Here is a 17,927-nt window from a genome sequence, read left to right as displayed (position 1 = left end):
GTTCAGTGTAGCAAGCTTTTACGGAATTTAATCGGGAACTTTTTGTGGTTATTGAGTCTAATGGAGGCAGAACTCGTTATTGTGTTCATCTGGGAAAACTCTCGTGGCAACGCTTAGCGGCCGGACGATTATTAGTTACAGCGTTTTTTCCTAAGGCATGTTAGCCTTGAACGCAAAGTCTTGAACTCAATCGGGTTAATCCTTATATAAGGTTCACTTAGTTCGATTCATACAAATTAAATTTGTCACAGGGACAAAGCCAATGGCAGTAAATCAATTTATCGCATTAAAAAACTATCTCGATACGCAAATTCTGGGGCAACCGGCGCTGACAGAAGCTTTATTAGTTGCACTGCTCGCCGATGGTCACTTATTGGTTGAAGGCCCACCAGGGCTTGCCAAAACCCGTGCGGTTAACTCGCTAGCAAAAGGTATTGAAGGTAATTTCCAACGGGTGCAATTTACCCCAGACTTATTACCATCGGATATTACTGGCACCGACATTTACCGTCAGCAAACCAGCGAGTTTGTGTTTGAAAAAGGCCCGTTATTTCATAACTTAATCTTGGCCGATGAAATCAACCGTGCACCTGCTAAAGTACAATCTGCCCTGCTCGAAGCCATGGCGGAGCGGCAAGTGACGGTTGGTAAAAACACCTACAAGCTGCCTGAGCTATTTATGGTTATGGCAACTCAAAACCCGCTCGAACAAGAAGGTACTTATCCGCTCCCAGAAGCACAGCTGGACCGTTTCCTATTACATTTAAACATCGATTATCCCAAAGCGGACACTGAACTGGAGATTTTACGCTTAACCCGAGGCGAAGCGTTATCACAACAAGTTGCAGGCTACACGCCAATTAGCCAAAGTGATTTATTCGCGGCCCGCAAAGCTGTTTTATCGATGCATTTGGCCGAGCCCTTAGAGCGTTATTTAGTACAGCTGATCATTGCCACTCGCGATGCTGCCGCCCTTGACAGCAAACTCGGCGCTTGGCTTGAGTATGGCGCGAGTCCACGTGCCACTATTGCGCTCGATAAATGTGCGCGTGCTCATGGCTGGTTACAAGGGCGAGATTTTGTCACCCCAGAAGACATTCAAACTGTGCTACCCAATGTGCTACGCCACCGTATTATCTTAAGTTACGAAGCACAGGCCGATGGCATCAGTAAAGATGAAGTCATCAGTCGTATTCTTAATTTGGTACCAGCGCCGTAAGTTATGATGCACACTCAATCCTCTCAATCCTGGTTTGAAGCAGCCCACTGCAATGGCGTGCAAGTCGGGCTGAAGGAATTACTCTACTATAAAAGTAGAGCGCATTTGCTGTCGTTAAAGCCCAAAGTCAGCATCAAAAGCCCAACCGCTGGCCAATACTTGGCACCCCACAAAGGTCGCGGTATGGAGTTTGCGGAAGTGCGTCAGTATCAATATGGCGACGATATTCGCGCCATTGACTGGCGCGTTACAGCTCGCACCGGTGAAGCCCACACCAAGTTGTTCCAAGAGGAAAAGGAACGCCCAGTATTTGTCTTTTCTGATCTCAGTAACAGTATGGTGTTTGGCAGCCAACTCCTCTTGAAGTCCGTCCAAGCTTGTCACTTAAGTGCGCTCATCGCTTGGTCAGCTTGCAAGCGTGGCGACCGTTTAGGCGGCATTGTGTGCTCTGAGTTTGGTCATCACGAATTAAAACCTGCGGCACGTGATAAAGCAGTATTGGCGCTTTGTCACCAACTGTGCAATATGCACGACCTAGTGTTGACCAAGCGCGAACAAAGCGCGCCCTCTAAGTTTGCTGATAACTTAAAACGTTTGGCACACTTAGCCAAACCAGGCAGCCTAGTTTATTTGGTGTCGGACTTTAGTCAGTTGGATGAGGTGAGTTTAAAGCAGCTGGAACGTTTAAGCCGCCACTGCGAATTGATTGGCTGTCAGATAAGCGACCCGTTTGAACATCAATTACCTGCTTTTCAGCAAGCCATTCGTGTCAGCGCTGGCGCACAAGGTTGGACTTTGCCGTTAATGGACAGCAAGTTCCGTGCTCGCTATGCCGACGACGCTGCAGCACATTACCAACAGCGTTTAGCTCGCTTACGCCGTGCAGGTATGCAAATGCTGACTTTTAGCGCAGCGATACCGTTAGAACAACAACTTCTTGGGTAAAAACACCATGCAATCTTCTCCACTTGATGCATTACACGATGTGTTGCCACCAGAGCAAGTCAGTTGGTGGCCACTCTCTCCTATTGCTTGGCTTATCGTTGTGGCTGTGTTGTTGCTACTAGGCTTAACCGCTTGGTGGCTAATACGCCGCTATCGTTTTACAGCCGCGAAACGTGAGGCCATTAAAGCCAGCACTCAGCTCGATAATGCCCTCGCGTTACATACCCTATTGAAACGTTTAACCAAACATTATTACGGCATTCACTATGCCAGCCAATCACAAGCGCAGTGGCAAAAAATTCTTAATCACTTAGCTAAGGCAGACTTCAGTCATAATGAGTTACAACAGCTTTACAGCCCCTCAGGTGCAGAGTGCCTCAACGCAAAGCTAAAACTCGCCATAAAACACTTTAAGCCGCACGACAAACGTCTTAAGGAGGTGTTAGATGTTTGAGTTTGCTTGGCCTTACGCCTTTTTATTGTTGCCATTGCCTTGGCTTATCGCAAGGTTTCGGCCATTACCAGCCAAACAACCGCTGCGTTTACGCATGCCAAGTTATGCAAGCCGTGCCCACGGCACTGAAACCTTACAAAAAGCGCCAAGGTTATTGTCTTGGCCTGAAGCGGTTTTATGGTTGCTGTTGGTCATCGCTGCGGCCAACCCCACTTGGTTAGATGAACCTGTAGTGGTGCCAAACGAAGGCCGCGATATTATGCTCGCGGTCGATTTATCCGGTTCTATGATTGAAGAAGATATGGCTTACCAAGGCCGCTATGTTGACCGTTTATCGGTCGTTAAGGCCGTATTGAGCGATTTTATCGAAAAACGCGAAGGTGATCGCTTAGGTTTAATTCTCTTTGGCGACACCGCGTTTTTGCAAACGCCACTGACCCGCGACCTAAACACAGTAAGTAAAATGCTCACTGAGGCGCAAATCGGTTTAGTCGGAAAAGCCACCGCCATTGGCGATGCCATTGGTCTTGCGGTGAAGCGTTTTGAACAAAAAGAGCAAAGCAATCGCATTTTAATTCTGCTGACCGATGGTCAAAATACCGCAGGCAATCTGCAACCCGACGAAGCTTTAGTGCTAGCGCGCGACGCGGGCATAAAAGTCTACACCGTTGGCGTTGGTTCTGATGGCCGCGGCGGGTTTAGTTTATTTGGCATGGGAGGGGTCGGCAGTGGCAGCAGTATTGATGAAGCCAGCCTCAAGCGCATCGCCGAACAAACCGGCGGCTTGTATTTTCGCGCTAAAGACGTACAAGGCTTACAACAAATTTATACCGAACTGGATAAGCTCGAACCTATCAGCGATGACAATCAAACGTTTCGGCCAAAACTCGCGCTGTTTTACTACCCTTTGCTAGTTGCGATGGGTTGGTTAGTGTTGGTGCTGTTATGGCGGCAAGGTCAACAACTTTGGCTTAGGAGCAAAGCAGTATGAATGACTTAAGCTGGTTAAACGAGTTTACCCTCATTCGCCCTGAGTTACTGTGGTTGCTTGTGCCTTGGGCACTGCTTGTGGTGGCGCAATTCTTTAAGCACCAAGGGCAACAACAAACTACCCTAATTGCACCGCATTTAGCCGCGATTGTGTTAGAAGGTGAACAGCAAAGCCAACATAGCCAAAGTCATTGGCTGTTAAACAGCTTTTTGCTGGTCGCCATTTTCGCCGCTGCGGGCCCCAGTTTAGAGCAACAAAAAGTACCGGTATTTCAAGCCAAACAGGCCCGCGTACTGGTGTTTGATATGTCTTACTCTATGTACGCCACCGATATTGCGCCTAATCGCCTGACTCAAGCACGCTATAAACTGATGGATATGGTGGAGCAATTTAAAGAAGGTGATACCGCTTTAGTTGCCTATGCTGGCGATGCTTTTACCATCTCACCGCTGACCAACGATGCGGCAACCTTGAAGAACTTAATCCCTAGTTTAAGCCCGCAGATCATGCCTAGTCGTGGCGCGAATGTGATTGCTGGCATTGCCAGTGCTAAAGAGCTGTTAAAACAAGCCAGTTACTTACAGGGCGATATTATTTTAGTCACTGATGAGGTTGAGCAGGACGAACTTGCCGACATTAAAGCGCAGCTAGCAGATACCCAGTATCGTTTAAATGTGTATGCCATTGGCACTGAACAAGGCGCACCAATCAGTTTACCGGAAGGTGGCTTTTTGAAAGACAGTGTTGGTCAGATTGTTATGCCAAAAGTGAATATGGCACGCCTCAAAAGCCTTGCCACCAATAATGGCGGTGATTTTGCCCGTTATACAACAGGCCCAGAGGACATCTCGCATTTTAAACCACGCTTGCAAGTAGAAGCGCTCAGTGAAACACAGCAAAGCGATGTATTGTGGCGTGTTGATGCGGGTCATTTTCTCCTTGTTTTACTTTTGCCCTTGGCGCTATGGTTATTTCGCCGCGGGGTTTTGTCAGTCGTTGTGTTAGTGGTGATGGTGTCGACACCACCGCCCTCATTTGCTTTCGAGCTACCCAGTTGGCTGCAAAATACCGACCAGCAAGCCCTTTCCGCTTATCAAAAAGGGGATTATGCCGCTGCTCAGCAAGCACAGCTCAATGAATTAAAAGGCGCGGCACTTTATCAACAAGGGCAATTTGATAAAGCAGCTGAGCTATTTAAAACTGCACAAACTGCCGACGGTCGTTACAACTATGCGAACGCTTTGGCAAAACAAGGCAAGTTGGACGACGCCATTGCCGCCTATGACGAAGCCCTAAAATTGAACCCAGAGCTACAAGTTGCCAAAGATAATAAGGCTATTGTTGAACAGTTGAAGCAACAGCAAGAGCAACAGTCTCAAGAGCAATCGCAGTCTGAGCAACAAGGTGATAAGAGTCAGCAAGGCGACCAGCAACAACACGGCCAAAATCAGCAGAATAAGGGTGAGCAAGAAGGCCAACAGCAAGCTGGCGATAAATCCTCAAGTGAGCAACAGCAAAGTCAGCAACAAGATGACCAAGCCGGACAAAATGCCGCGGAAAATAACGAGCAGCAGAGCCAAACTGGAGAGCAGCAAGAACAATCCGAGCAAAATGCTGGCAGCAGTGGCGAGCAAAATAACCAACCTGATATGCAAGCGGCGCCAAAACAGCCGCAAGCTGCCAGTGAGCCATCTGCCGCTGATGAAAAACCCGATGCAGAGCCACAACCTGCCTTGGCGCAACCGCAAGGTGAGCCACAAAATGGTGAGCAACCACAACCTGCGGATGTAGCTAGCGCAGAGGCACGTCCGCTCACCCCAGAAGAGCGCGAAAAAGCGCAGCAAATTAAACAACTACTAAGAAAAGTCCCGGATGATCCGGCCATTTTATTGCGCAATAAAATGTTATTAGAGGCCCAGCAACGTGGCCAGCAACGCTATCCTCGAGGAGTTGAGAAGTCATGGTAAACCGCTTGTTTAGCGCGCTTAAAGTTGTCCTGTTAGCGGCGATATTTATCAGCCAAAGTGCAGCCGCTATTGATACACTGACCGCCAGCATAGATAAAAACCCGGTGCTAGTTGGTGAGTATTTTACCCTAAGCATTGAAGCTGACGGCAAAGTCAGTGGCGAGCGCCCTGATATCAGTGAATTGCAAAAATCTTTCACCGTGGGGCCGATGAGCACCAGCTCGCGTACAAACATGATCAACGGCAGCTTTAGCAGTTCAACCACTTGGCAAATGCAAGTGCTTGCGCGTCGTGCCGGTGAAGTGACCATTCCCGCCTTTACGGTTGCCGGCGTGAGCTCTAAACCCATCACAGTTAAAGTCGTAGAGCGCAGCCAAGATGCCGCTGAGCAAAAAAATATTTATGTCACTGGCACACTGGCTGAAGGTCCTTTATACGTCCAACAAGCGGTGTTATATACGGTAAAATTGTTTATTGGTCAGGAGCTACTCGAAGGCCAATTAAGTGAACCACAAGCCACCGATGCTACAATTACACAGTTAGGTAAGCAAAAAGAAGAGTACGAAGTCGTCGATGGCCGCCGCTATTTTGTTGTCACCCGCGAATATTTAGTGCAACCGCAAAAAAGCGGCCAGCTCACTTTAGACGGCGCGGTATTTAACGGCCAAGTTCGTGACGGTTATCGTCGTATGGCAGCATCTGCTATAGCGCCGAGCTTAGAACTTGATGTGCAACCTATTCCAGATACCTACCAAGGTGCTTGGCTGCCAAGCGAGTTAGTGCATTTAGGCGAAGAGTGGAAACCAAGCGACCAACAAGTGACAGTTGGCACTCCTATCACGCGCACCCTGACCTTGACCGCAACGGGTGTGACCCAAGAACAATTACCCGATTTAACTATGCCGCAAGTCAGTGGTTTTCGAGTTTACCCAGACGACAGTGAGCGCAAGCAATTAGCCCGTGATGGTCGTATTATTTCCCAGTTAATCTCATCAATTGCGCTCTTGCCACAGCATCCGGGTAAATACACATTACCTGCGGTAAAAGTCCCTTGGTTCAATACTAAACTGAAGCGCGTGGAGTTTGCCACTGTACCTGAACGTACTATTACAGTCGTTGCCGATCCGAATGCGCCACAGCTTGCAGTACAGCAACCGCAAAGCAGTGCGCCACCGCTCAATACCCAAGACAGTACCGCACCGCAAGCGGCCGCTTCTGTAGCTTCCCCTGCCCCTATCGCCTTACAGCCGACTAATGCAAAAACGTGGCAGGATTGGTTACTTATCAGCGGTGGTTATATTTTATGGCTAGTGACGCTGTTATTGTGGTGGTTTAAACGCCAAGCCCCATTAGCAAGCGCAGCACCAGCGAGCATTAACGTTAAACCTAAGGTGGTCGATGCGCCAAGTGCACTACAAAAAGCGGCAAAACAGCACGATACTCGGGCGTTTTATCAAGCCTTAGTCGCAGGGTGTCAAAGCCATGTAGGGCTCAGCTTAAGCCAATGGAAACAAACGCTACCAAATGACACGCTGAAGGCTGAGATTGCAAAACTAGAAGCCAGTCTCTATAGTTCAGAAAATCAACAGGCCGACCTCACCAACCTTGCGCGTTTGGTCGTACAGCATTGGCAACAACAAACACACAGGCAATCAGGTAAAGACATATTAGACCCTTTATACTGATTGAAATAAAAAAGCCAAAACTAAGGTCTCTTTAGCATGACCATAAAACAACAACGCTATGAACAAATGGTTCACAGCTACCACACGGAATTATACCGCTTTGCGTATTGGCTGTGTAATGACCCAAGCGTGGCAGAAGATCTCGTGCAAGAGACCTTTTTACGCGCTTGGCGCTCACTTGACAGCTTACAAGACGATAATGCAGTTAAATCTTGGCTGTTTACCATTTTAAGGCGGGAAAATGCCCGCCGCTTTGAACGCAAACAGTTTGATTATGCCGATGTAGAGCAAGACACTATAGTGGACAAACACTCAGTGACGCTCGACGAAGAGATGGAACAAATCGTTATTCAACGACATATCAATAAATTAGAGCCTGAATATCGCGAGCCACTGCTGCTGCAAGTTGTGATGGGGTGTTCAGGAGAAGAAATTGCAGAAATTTTAGAGCTGAATAAAAACACGGTCATGACTCGCTTGTACCGAGCACGTAATCAGCTCAAAGAGGCTTTAATGAACGTAAAACAACCAATCACAGGAGCGCGCACCGATGGATGAACTCGAATTTCGTCGCCGTCTTTATGCCGACCCCACTGATCGGGAAGTTCACGACTACGCAAAAAACCATCCAGAGGCACAAGCTCAGCTTGATGACATGCTGGCATTTGAACAAAGCTTACAAAGTGCTTTGCAAGTGCCGGTGCCTGAAGGGCTGGCAGAGCGCATTTTGGCTCACACCCATGCAGCGGAAAATCCAGAGCCCGCAGCTGTGGTCGCCAAAGTAAGCTGGTATCGTCGTCATATTGCACCATTTGCTATGGCTGCTTCGGTGCTTATTGCAACCACAGCTTATTTGTTCAGTGCCACCCAAGCCCCTGTGCACGCCAGTGAGTATGCGCTCAGTCATATTTATCATGAACTGGGGTCATTTAAACGCACTGATGCGATATCGCTGCAATTGGTCAATGAAAAGTTGGCAACGTTAGGTGCTAAACTTCAAGATCTTCCGGGTAAAGTCACCTATGTCACATTTTGCGACTACAAAGGCAAACGCAGCCTGCATTTGGTCTACCAAAGTCCACAAGGTCCTGTGACTGTGTTTGTGGTGCCAAAGCAAGATAGTTTTGGTGAGACTGCACGCGAATTTCAAGATGAGCGTTTTGTTGGCAAAATCAACACTGGTGACAAAGCCGATACCATTTTGGTTGCCAATTTAAACGCCCCAATTGAACTATTCAGTGATGCCTTTAATCAACAACTACATTGGTTGTAAAGATATTTCCACAAGGTGGCAATAACGCCACCTTTTTATTTAGTCGCATCGTCCCCATATTTAGTCCCATGGTCATAGGCATTACCTATCTATTTCGTTAGAATCGCTTCAGCTTTTAAAATTAAGAGGAACTGTATGAAACAGCTAATCGTCGTGTTGTCACTGATGACATTTTTATTTGCGACCAGCTTTGATGCCTTTGCCGCAAAAAAGTTTGGTAGCAAAAAATCTGGAACTACACATAAAACAGAAACCGCACAACCTAAACAACAGGTAGATACTAAAACCTTACCGACTAACACCGCCACTAAACCAACTTCGTCTAAAAAAGGCATTATGGCTGGTGTGTTAGGTGGCTTACTGGCAGGTGGTTTAATTGCCGCTATGTTGGGTGATGACTTTGAAGGCTTCCAATGGCTTGAAATGTTGATCCTTGCTGTGTTGGCTTTTGTAATTTTCAAAGTCATCAAAAGTGCTATGGCAAAACGCCAGCAACCCGCCTACGCGACTCAAGGTGCGTCACCTTTATCTGGACAATTTGGTCAGCAACAGCAACCCGCCTACCAACAGCCACAAGCGTTTACGCCAGCTAGCCAAGCCGGGTTTAGCAGCACCAGTGACGTGCCGTTTAACTTACCACGCGATTTTGATATGAAAGGCTTTTTAAGCATTGCGGAGAACCATTACCGCACCATTCAAAAAGCATGGAATGAAAACGACCTTAACACCGTAAACGAATACCTCAGCCCTGAGCTAATTGAAGAGTTTAAAGCTGAGCGTGCATCACAAGGCGATGTTTCCACTGACGTGTTGTTTGTTAGTGCTGAACTGGTGCGTGCAGATACCAGCCCAGTGTTATGGGAAGTGAGTGTGATGTTCCGTGGTAAATACCGCGACAATATCGCCGCAGAAGAAGCGCCAATTCATGAAATTTGGCATTTAGAGCGTAAAACTGAAGCGAATGCACCATGGCTAATTGTTGGTGTAGAAGATCTCGCCGCTGAGTAATGTTTTAACCAAGGCTGCACTCGCAGCCTTGGTTTTATCCAACCGCAATACAAGCCAGAAATTTGACCTTTCATCGCACATTTTTGCAAAGACTTCCTATTAGCCAATAGTCCCTATTGAAGAAACACTAAAAGTCACGTATAAAGCGGGTCCCGATGTAATCTAGTTGTTAGCACCGCTCTTATTATGGCTCTTCAATTCGAACAATTTCGCATCGCTATTTTAGGTGATTTCCCTTACCGAACCGCTTTGGAGGGAATGTTACGTGGCCTTGGCGTATTTCAGCTACACATTATGGCAGATACGCAACAATTGCGTTTAGCTGTACAAACCCAGCATTTTGAGATTTTGTTCGTTGCCCACAGCATCCATACTCTGAATAACCCTTATGATGTCATCGCCGATCTCATTGCGGCAAAACAAGTGCCGCTTTCAACTCGCATTGTCTACCTTTACGAAACGCAAGTCACATTTGACTATAGCTGTGAATACCCATTTCATCAGTCAGCCTGTTTTAAATTACCGTTAAAAACCGCGCAGCTAACAGACTTGCTGCAGCAACATCAGGCATTTTTACAATGCTTTGAAGTCACCTTAAGCTATCTTGAACTTAAGCAGTTTCGCCAAGCTATTCATGCCCTTAAGCAAATTCGCGGCAAAAACCTAGCTGCACATTTACTTAAAGCACGTAACCACATGATAGTTAATGCGCTAACCGAATTGGGCCATTACCGCTTAGCTGAGCGTTTCTTAGCGCCACTTCTGGCAAAAAAACATCATTGGGCGCAGTGGGCACAGTTTTCAATACACTATCGCTTAAAGGACTTTGCCGCTTGCTTGGCTTTTTTACAATGTGAAGAACGCCAAAGCCAATATCCAGTGCGCTGCTTTTATTGGCAGATCTATCTCGCTATGCAGCAGCAAGATCATCATACCGCCAACACCCTAATCAAAGCTTATCCTGTAGCGCATCTTTCTCCTATGATGCTTAGACTCAGCACTTTGGTGCTGACCGCAACAAGGGACGCTACGGGTGTTGCAACACTCTTGAGCGCCTATAGTAAATGCCATCCAGACGAGCCGAGTTTACAGCGTTTACGTCAGTTGCTAGAAATCAAAAGCGTGTTGTTTACTTTGCTCTTTGCCAACCCAGACTCTACCTACCCCCACAGCTTAGCGAGTTTGACAACACTGTTACAAACTTTGCCTTGCTACGGTGAAGGTGACCATCAACAACAGTTTCAATTACTGATGATGGGACTAATGCTGCTAAAAGGGCAACAACAGCAAGTGATGGCAAAACTCACCTTAATTGTTCCACATGACTGGCAAGATCCCCTTGATCTGACATTGCTGAGAGCTTATTGGGCAAAGCTGGATCAGCATGATAAAGCGCTCAGCTTGTTTGCCAAGTCACATCATTTACTTAGTACTCAGCTTAGAAATTGCCGTCATGTGCTGACCGGAGTTTACCACCGCTTGTTATTTGAGTGCGTTTACCCGCCAGAAGAACGTATCACACGTTATCGGCAATTGATTTTACAAGCCTTACAATGCCATCATTTTCAGGCGGCGCTTACCTTGTTCAAGCATGCACAAACTGCAGGCTTTGTATTACCAGATATTGAGACTACGTTGCTCGAACACCAGCAAATGAAACACCTTTATAGTGATTATTTGACTCAGTAAGCAGCAGATGCCGCTATACGGACTCCTCCTACCTGTATAAATTAGGTTCCTATTTCAGCTTCAGTCCGCTAGGCTAATGCAATACCTTGTTAGTAGTTTTGGTAAATAATATGTTTCGAATTTTACTTTGCTTGGCATTGTGGTGTGTGCCTGTTGCAGCTGAGGGATTATCAGACAAGAACTTCGAGACATTGCGACAAGAGTTACGCAGTCAATACCTGCAAGACCCACAAAAAGCCATTTTGCTGTGTGATAACGCATTAGCGCAACAGCCTTTAAATACCACCCAGCGGATCAAAGTTTTAAATTACAAAGCATGGTTTCAATTGGAAACCAACGCGTTAGCGGCGAGCATGCATACCATTGCCGACATTAAGCACCTACTGCGTAGCGTTGACGATCCGCGCCTCACTTATGTCTACTACAACTTGTCAGGTGGCGTGTTTGCCAAACTAGGTATGGATGAATTGGCGCTAGAGAATTACCAGCAAGCGTTAAAAATTTCTGAACAAATGAACGAAGCAATGTTCTACCAAACGCGCAACAATATCGCTGCGGTGCATCTTGCCTTAGGCCAACACAAACAAGCCTTGGACGCCTATTTAGGCTATTTACAATACCTTGATAAACGCGTAAAAAGCCAAGGACAAGACGAACATTTATCGCGCTCTTTAGTGCTAATAAATATCACCAAAACCTATTTAGCCGAACAACAATTTGCCAAAGCCAAACAGTTTTTACAGCAAGCCATTGCGTTGCAACAACAGCATCAGTTTACTTATCACCTTGCTTATTCTGCCCAGCTGACTGGCCGCTTAGCGCTTTTAGAACACGACTACAACACGGCCTACCAACAGCTGCAAGCTGCCTTAGAGACCTTACAAGCACAAGGAAATAAGCAAGAAGTAGATGACGTTAAACTGGATTTAATCAGTTACTACCGAGCCAACCACAAGCTCACCGCAGCACTACAGCTGTTACATGAAGTGCTTGACTCGGCAAGCAGTCGCGATGATAAACGGCTCCTGATTAAGGCCTTGGCGCTGCAATCACAACTACTTGAAGAGCAAGGTCAATACCAGGCAGCTGTGGGTTCATTACGGCGTTATAATCAGATTGAGCGACAATTGTTGCAGCAACAAAACAGGGTTGCCTTAGCGCGTACCAGCCATGAGCTGGAATTGACCGAAAAGGATTTACAGATTGATGCGTTGCAACAGGAAAATCGCCTTCAAGAGGCCAAAGCGGATACCAAAATAAAGCTTTTAGCAACACTACTGATGTTTATCGTGATTTATATCGCCTCCAGTAGTGTCGCGATTGTCCAAATCCGCCGTAAAAAACGCCATTTAGTAGAAGCCTTACAAAAATTGCAAAATACCCAACTGCAATTATTGGAAGCAGAAAAAATGTCAGCACTAGCGGCCATGGTGTCGGGTATGGCACACCATTTAAACACCCCGACTGGCCTTATCATTACCGCCAATTCTGCGTTTGCCAATAACTTGCGAGATATCGAAACGCAGTTACAACAGAAAACCTTAACCCCGCAAGTGCTGCGCCAGTTTCTAGCACATGGACAAGCCGGTGTCGCCATTGTGGAACGTAGTGCCCAACGTTTAAGCACTATGGTGGAGCGCTTTAAGGCCATCAATTTGACCATTAAAGGTGCTCAGCTCATACGCATTGATCTCAGCGCTTTTTTGAACTTACATGTCCGTGAAATTGCAGGTCGTTTCGACCGTCAGGTAACACTTACGCTCCCCCAGCAAGCTTTCTTTGTGGAAACCTACCCAAGCTTATTACATGAAATTTTGCTCGAACTGATCCAAAACTCCATGCAGCATGGTTTGCAAGATATCGCCAAACCTCATATTCAAATTGAGCTTAGCACGCTACCTAACGCTTGGCGCTTAACTTATGGCGATAATGGTACTGGCATTTCTGAACTGGCCTGTGGTCAAGTATTTATTCCTTTTTATGGCACTAACTTGAGCCAACAGTTAGGCTTGGGGCTGAGTATTGTTAATAACACAGTGCTGCATGTACTTGGCGGTAAAATAGAATGTATTTACTCACCAAATGGCGCTATTTTTGAACTTACCGTCCCGACCACCATACTACAACCCGTTACTAAATCTCAGGCTGTTACACATGAGTGAGCAGCAACTGCTAGTGAAACTCACGCGACTGAGGTTTAAGGCGCTGTAGTAACGGGCTTAAGTCATTTAAACGCCCCGCAATAACGTGGATCACCTCCCCTTCGCGCTCAACTATGCCTTTGATCTCTAACAACCGTGCGCTTAAATAAGGTTGTTGTTGCGCTCTTGCGGTGCCAGCCCAAACAATCACATTGATATTGCCAGTATCGTCCTCGAGGGTAAAAAATGTCACGCCACCAGCCGTACCCGGCGCTTGTTTTCCCGTTACTAACCCCACCACAGTGACGAGCGATTGATGGGGTTTACTGGCTAACTGCTGTTGGCGGGTAAAACGCGGTAAAACTCCAGCTTCATCTAACAACGTGACTGGGTGCTTACCTAAGCTTAAGCCAAGCGTCGCGTAGTCTTCGTGCAAGGTAGCAAATTCATCGGGCTGCGGCATAACGGTTTCGAGCAATTGTGCCTGTGCACTAAACAAAGGTAACGTGACACTGTTGTCTAATAGGGCCCAGCGGGTGTTGTAGCGGTCTTGGCCAAAGCCGCGCAATGCATCCGCTGATGCCAGTTTAGCTAAAGTAGCCGGTTCGACTCCCGCTTGTCGTAGCGCCGATAAACTCCCAAACCCTGCTGCCGGACGCTTGGCAACCAAGTGGGCTGCGGCTTGTTGCGATAGCCCTTTGATCAAACGTAGCCCTAAGCGTAGCGCATTACCTTGCGCCGTTTTGACTACACTATGGTCTACTTCAGAAGCTTCCACGCAAACAGGCAACACCTGCAAACCATGGCGTTTGGCATCTTGCACTAATTGTGCTGCGCTATAAAAGCCCATCGGCAAGCTATTTAAAATCGCACAGTAGAAAATCTCTGGATAGTGGTATTTTAGCCAAGCCGATACATACGCCAGCACTGCAAAAGAAGCAGAGTGGCTTTCTGGAAAACCATACTCACCAAAGCCACAGATCTGGGCAAATATTCGCTCAGCAAACTCGGCACTATAGCCACGCTCACGCATGCCATTAAGGAGCTTGTCTTTAAACTGCAGTAGCTCTCCATTTTTCTGCCAAGAAGCCATCGCACGGCGTAAACGGTCAGCCTCACCACCAGAAAAGCCCGCAGCCACCATCGCCAACTTAATCACTTGCTCCTGAAAAATTGGCACGCCCATGGTTCTGGCTAATACCGCTTTTACCCCTTCTGATGGATAGCTCACAGGCTCCTTACCATCACGGCGCAGTAAAAATGGATGCACCATATCCCCTTGAATTGGCCCAGGTCGCACAATTGCAATTTGAATGACTAAGTCGTAATAATTGGCGGGTCGCAAGCGTGGTAGCATGCTCATTTGTGCACGAGACTCAATTTGAAACACCCCTACGGTGTCTGCACGCTGGATCATCGCATATACTTCAGCATCGTCCTGCTTGCGGGTGATCTCGGCAATACTGAGGGAGCGACCGGTATGCGCTTGCACCATAGCAAACGCTTTACGAATGGCACTTAGCATGCCAAGTGCAAGGACGTCCACTTTCATCAGTTTCAGCGTTTCTAAGTCGTCTTTATCCCATTGGATCACCGTACGCTCTGCCATTGCGGCATTTTCAACCGGCACTAATTCATACAAAGGGCCTCGGGAAATCACAAAGCCACCCACATGTTGCGACAAATGCCGCGGCATCCCCATAATCTCGTTCACCAAACGAATAAATTGCTGGCCTTTTAACGACTCAGCAGCAAGTCCCAGCGCCATTAATTGACTCTGCCAAGCTTGGCTACGGTCGCGGCGGTTAACGTTTTTGATGAAGTATTCCAATTGCGGCTCTGCAATGCCCAGTGCTTTACCTACATCGCGCACCGCACTCTTAAAGCGATAGCAGATCACCGTTGCCGCGAGCGCTGCGCGCTCACGGCCGTATTTCTGATACAAATATTGGATCACTTCTTCGCGCCGTTCATGCTCAAAATCAACATCAATATCGGGTGGCTCATTGCGTTCACGGCTAATAAAACGCTCAAACAACACCGCGATTTGGCGCGGATCGACAGCCGTAATCTCTAGGCAATAACACACCACCGAATTGGCCGCTGAACCTCGTCCTTGGTATAAAATGCCGCGCTCTTTCGCAAATTGCACCACATCGTAAATGGTTAAAAAAAAGTAGGGATAGTCTAGCTCTTCAATCAAAGCCAGCTCTTTGTCTATGGTGGCTTGAATGCTACTAGGCACCCCTTCAGGAAAACGCAACTGCTGGCCTTGATGCACTAAATGCCGCAACCACGCCATGGCAGAAACGCCCTCCGGCACCACTTCCTCAGGGTATTCATAGCGCAGCGTGCTTAAACAAAACTCACAACGCGCCGCCAGTGTTTGCGTCTCCTTAAGCAAAGCGTTGGGATAGAGTTTGGCGAGCTTTTCTTGGCTACGTAGAGCGCGCTCAGCATTGACCAGCAGCGCCCCTGTGACCTCACTGACGGGATGGTTCAAACGAATAGCGGTTAAGGTATGCTGTAATGGTAAACGCTCTGGGTGATGCATAAGCGCCCCTGTGCACGCAACCATAGGTAAGGAAAATTGGCGACTGAGCGCTTCACATTGCGCCAAATAATGATGCTCACCACTACGCAGCTGCCTTAATACGCCAAGCCAAAGACGGGTTGCGTGGTGCTTAACTAGCCATTCGCCCCAATGATAGTCTTGCGCGCTGCCTGTTGGTAACCACAGCACCAAACAATGCCGCAGTGCCATTAAGTCCCACTCTGCCAACTGGTAAGTGCCTTTTTCACCGCGCCTGCGTGCCGCAGTGATCACTCGGCATAATTCTGCATAAGCTGCGCGTGTTGGGCATAGTAATACCAGCTGTAAGTCATTCAAACGCATCATGCTGCCCACCACAAGTTTAAGTGGTAGTGCTTGGTCGCGAATGACCCGATAAGCACGTACTACCCCCGCCACAGAACATTCATCAGTAATTGCTAAAGCGCTATACCCTAATGCGGCTGCTGCACGAACTAGCTCCTCAGGGCTGGACGCACCGTGTAAAAAGGAAAAATAACTCTGACAATATAATTCTGCGTACGCCATCAGCTAAATATTCCGTGTATAAACCAGCCGCTGTCACGCGCTTTAAATAGCCATAGCCAACGGCCATCTGCGGCTCTGGCAATAAAATAATCCCGCGCCAGCTCCGCACCGTCCCACCACCCTGTGTAGATCCGCTCAGGGCCATGCAGTATGGCCACACTTTCTTGCAACCGCTCTGGGGTGGCTAATAACCAAGCTGGCCGTAACGGCAGCGCTGTAGGGTGGTAATTACCTCGTTGTAATGGGCGACACCACTGGGAAGCCAGTTCAGGACGTGGATCAGGCTGAATACTCACACCTTGAACAGCCCCCCGCCCCAGCTTAGCTTCTAAAATAGAAAGCAGCGCTTGCTCACTTAAAGCCCCGACTGCATTACTGAATAGGTCTTGCTCTGCATTGTGGTGCGTACGGCTTTGTAGCACCTTTAAGCTCACCGCTTGTATCGGCGCACTCAAACGCAACTGACTTAGTCGCAGTGAACATAAGCGTAACCATGCAGCACTGCGGTACTCACCTTCTGCGGCGCCAACCATAAAGGTGATGGCGTCACTATCGCGTAAGGTTAAGGTGATCTCAATTTCATACGCCAGCAAGTTACGTAAACGCAAAAAGCGCGCTTGTTGCTCTAATAAAAGACTCAGCGGCCGCTCTAGCCACGCGAGGTTCTCCAGCTCAAATAGCAAAGCTAAATGACTATTAAACTGCTCTGGCGGCTGATAAAACTCAAGCTTTACCGGCGCTTCTCCCAACAACTGCGCTATCCGCTGCACTAAGCTGAGATCAAAGCGGCGCGCTAGCTCTGCTCGCGGCAAGGCAAATAATTGCGCTACCGTCTGCACCCCCAAGCGCATCAGTTGCTCCTGCTGTAACACCGGCAACGCTAGGCTGTGTAAAGGCTGCGCGGCAAGCTGTGCTTGTAACTGTTTAGCATCATCGCTTAGCACGGTAATCCCATTACGCGCCAACACTTGTGCTGCCAGAGGGGAATAGCCTGTTGCTGCGGTGTAAGACACACCAAACAGCGCTAGTTGCTCACGCAGCACTTGCCAATAATGCTGCAAGTTACCGTACAAGTTCAGCATTGGTGTCACACGTAGCGCAATGCCGGTGCCCTCACATAGGCTTAAATCGGCACTAAATTGATATAACCACTGGGCAATTTCTTGTAACTTATGCAACGTGAGCGTTTCATCATACGCCACCACCTGTAATTGTGGACATAAGGCCGCCGCCGCGCCTAACCCCATATCAAGCTCGACCCCTTGAGTTTTGGCAACTTGGTTACACTGCACAATCCGGTTTTTTTGCCCTGCTACTATCACCACAGCTTGCTCTGCATGGCACGCTTTTGCAGATGCTGTGTCGGCAAGTTTATCTGGGGCTGTCAGCCCAGTTAGCAAAGTATCTAATTGCAAAGCGGGAAAATGTAAATAAAGCCACAACGCCATTGCCAAC

13 protein-coding genes are annotated in these 17,927 nt (G+C 47.8%); 11 read left to right on the top strand and 2 right to left on the bottom strand.

The window, feature by feature from the left end; genetic code table 11:
- Positions 1 to 262 precede the first annotated feature (262 nt).
- The 11 genes from ACFOEE_RS15940 (at position 263) to ACFOEE_RS15890 (ending at position 13,393) form a co-directional block, all read left to right on the top strand.
- On the top strand, positions 263 to 1,219 hold the full coding sequence (locus ACFOEE_RS15940; protein WP_377126457.1) for an AAA family ATPase: 957 nt from the start codon (positions 263 to 265) through the stop codon (positions 1,217 to 1,219).
- Positions 1,220 to 1,222: 3 nt separating this feature from the next.
- Positions 1,223 to 2,164 (top strand): DUF58 domain-containing protein, encoded by a 942-nt coding sequence (locus ACFOEE_RS15935; RefSeq protein ID WP_377126454.1) that lies wholly within the window; start codon positions 1,223 to 1,225, stop codon positions 2,162 to 2,164.
- Positions 2,165 to 2,171: 7 nt separating this feature from the next.
- Positions 2,172 to 2,618, top strand: coding sequence for a DUF4381 domain-containing protein (locus tag ACFOEE_RS15930; protein ID WP_377126451.1), 447 nt, complete (start codon positions 2,172 to 2,174; stop codon positions 2,616 to 2,618).
- A complete protein-coding gene (locus ACFOEE_RS15925) occupies positions 2,611 to 3,609 on the top strand; it encodes a vWA domain-containing protein (RefSeq protein ID WP_377126448.1) in 999 nt (332 codons plus the stop codon). Before ACFOEE_RS15930 ends, ACFOEE_RS15925 begins: the two co-directional genes overlap by 8 nt.
- A complete protein-coding gene (locus ACFOEE_RS15920; protein WP_377126445.1) occupies positions 3,606 to 5,576 on the top strand; it encodes a VWA domain-containing protein in 1,971 nt (656 codons plus the stop codon). Before ACFOEE_RS15925 ends, ACFOEE_RS15920 begins: the two co-directional genes overlap by 4 nt.
- A complete protein-coding gene (locus ACFOEE_RS15915; RefSeq protein WP_377126442.1) occupies positions 5,570 to 7,261 on the top strand; it encodes a BatD family protein in 1,692 nt (563 codons plus the stop codon). The genes ACFOEE_RS15920 and ACFOEE_RS15915 overlap by 7 nt, the downstream gene beginning before the upstream one ends.
- A 36-nt stretch (positions 7,262 to 7,297) precedes the next feature.
- Complete coding sequence (locus ACFOEE_RS15910; protein ID WP_377126439.1) at positions 7,298 to 7,819, top strand: sigma-70 family RNA polymerase sigma factor; 522 nt, start codon at positions 7,298 to 7,300, stop codon at positions 7,817 to 7,819.
- Positions 7,812 to 8,534, top strand: a complete 723-nt coding sequence (locus ACFOEE_RS15905) for a DUF3379 family protein (RefSeq protein ID WP_377126436.1) — start codon at positions 7,812 to 7,814, stop codon at positions 8,532 to 8,534. Before ACFOEE_RS15910 ends, ACFOEE_RS15905 begins: the two co-directional genes overlap by 8 nt.
- 135 nt (positions 8,535 to 8,669) lie before the next feature.
- On the top strand, positions 8,670 to 9,542 hold the full coding sequence (locus tag ACFOEE_RS15900; RefSeq protein WP_377126433.1) for a Tim44 domain-containing protein: 873 nt from the start codon (positions 8,670 to 8,672) through the stop codon (positions 9,540 to 9,542).
- A 186-nt stretch (positions 9,543 to 9,728) separates the two neighbouring features.
- A complete protein-coding gene (locus ACFOEE_RS15895; RefSeq protein WP_377126430.1) occupies positions 9,729 to 11,231 on the top strand; it encodes a hypothetical protein in 1,503 nt (500 codons plus the stop codon).
- A gap of 110 nt (positions 11,232 to 11,341) precedes the next feature.
- Positions 11,342 to 13,393, top strand: coding sequence for an ATP-binding protein (locus tag ACFOEE_RS15890; RefSeq protein WP_377126427.1), 2,052 nt, complete (start codon positions 11,342 to 11,344; stop codon positions 13,391 to 13,393).
- 10 nt (positions 13,394 to 13,403) lie between these two features.
- Here ACFOEE_RS15890 and ACFOEE_RS15885 read toward each other — a convergent pair whose 3' ends face one another.
- Together ACFOEE_RS15885 and ACFOEE_RS15880 are read right to left on the bottom strand one after the other, a co-directional pair.
- A complete protein-coding gene (locus ACFOEE_RS15885; RefSeq protein WP_377126424.1) occupies positions 13,404 to 16,472 on the bottom strand; it encodes an error-prone DNA polymerase in 3,069 nt (1,022 codons plus the stop codon).
- Positions 16,472 to 17,920, bottom strand: a complete 1,449-nt coding sequence (locus tag ACFOEE_RS15880; protein WP_377126421.1) for a Y-family DNA polymerase — start codon at positions 17,918 to 17,920, stop codon at positions 16,472 to 16,474. Before ACFOEE_RS15880 ends, ACFOEE_RS15885 begins: the two co-directional genes overlap by 1 nt.
- Positions 17,921 to 17,927 lie beyond the last annotated feature (7 nt).

The sequence above is a fragment of the Pseudoalteromonas fenneropenaei genome (genome assembly GCF_042643375.1).
Lineage (GTDB): Bacteria > Pseudomonadota > Gammaproteobacteria > Enterobacterales > Alteromonadaceae > Pseudoalteromonas > Pseudoalteromonas fenneropenaei.
The sequence above is the reverse complement of the archived record's forward strand: the minus strand, read 5'-3'. Positions and strand labels throughout refer to the sequence as shown.

Coding starts and splice junctions, on each gene's coding strand:
- ACFOEE_RS15940 (WP_377126457.1), top strand. CDS start 263: ATGGCAGTAAATCAATTTATCGCATTAAAAAACTATCTCGATACGCAA.
- ACFOEE_RS15935 (WP_377126454.1), top strand. CDS start 1,223: ATGATGCACACTCAATCCTCTCAATCCTGGTTTGAAGCAGCCCACTGC.
- ACFOEE_RS15930 (WP_377126451.1), top strand. CDS start 2,172: ATGCAATCTTCTCCACTTGATGCATTACACGATGTGTTGCCACCAGAG.
- ACFOEE_RS15925 (WP_377126448.1), top strand. CDS start 2,611: ATGTTTGAGTTTGCTTGGCCTTACGCCTTTTTATTGTTGCCATTGCCT.
- ACFOEE_RS15920 (WP_377126445.1), top strand. CDS start 3,606: ATGAATGACTTAAGCTGGTTAAACGAGTTTACCCTCATTCGCCCTGAG.
- ACFOEE_RS15915 (WP_377126442.1), top strand. CDS start 5,570: ATGGTAAACCGCTTGTTTAGCGCGCTTAAAGTTGTCCTGTTAGCGGCG.
- ACFOEE_RS15910 (WP_377126439.1), top strand. CDS start 7,298: ATGACCATAAAACAACAACGCTATGAACAAATGGTTCACAGCTACCAC.
- ACFOEE_RS15905 (WP_377126436.1), top strand. CDS start 7,812: ATGGATGAACTCGAATTTCGTCGCCGTCTTTATGCCGACCCCACTGAT.
- ACFOEE_RS15900 (WP_377126433.1), top strand. CDS start 8,670: ATGAAACAGCTAATCGTCGTGTTGTCACTGATGACATTTTTATTTGCG.
- ACFOEE_RS15895 (WP_377126430.1), top strand. CDS start 9,729: ATGGCTCTTCAATTCGAACAATTTCGCATCGCTATTTTAGGTGATTTC.
- ACFOEE_RS15890 (WP_377126427.1), top strand. CDS start 11,342: ATGTTTCGAATTTTACTTTGCTTGGCATTGTGGTGTGTGCCTGTTGCA.
- ACFOEE_RS15885 (WP_377126424.1), bottom strand. CDS start 16,472: ATGGCGTACGCAGAATTATATTGTCAGAGTTATTTTTCCTTTTTACAC.
- ACFOEE_RS15880 (WP_377126421.1), bottom strand. CDS start 17,920: ATGGCGTTGTGGCTTTATTTACATTTTCCCGCTTTGCAATTAGATACT.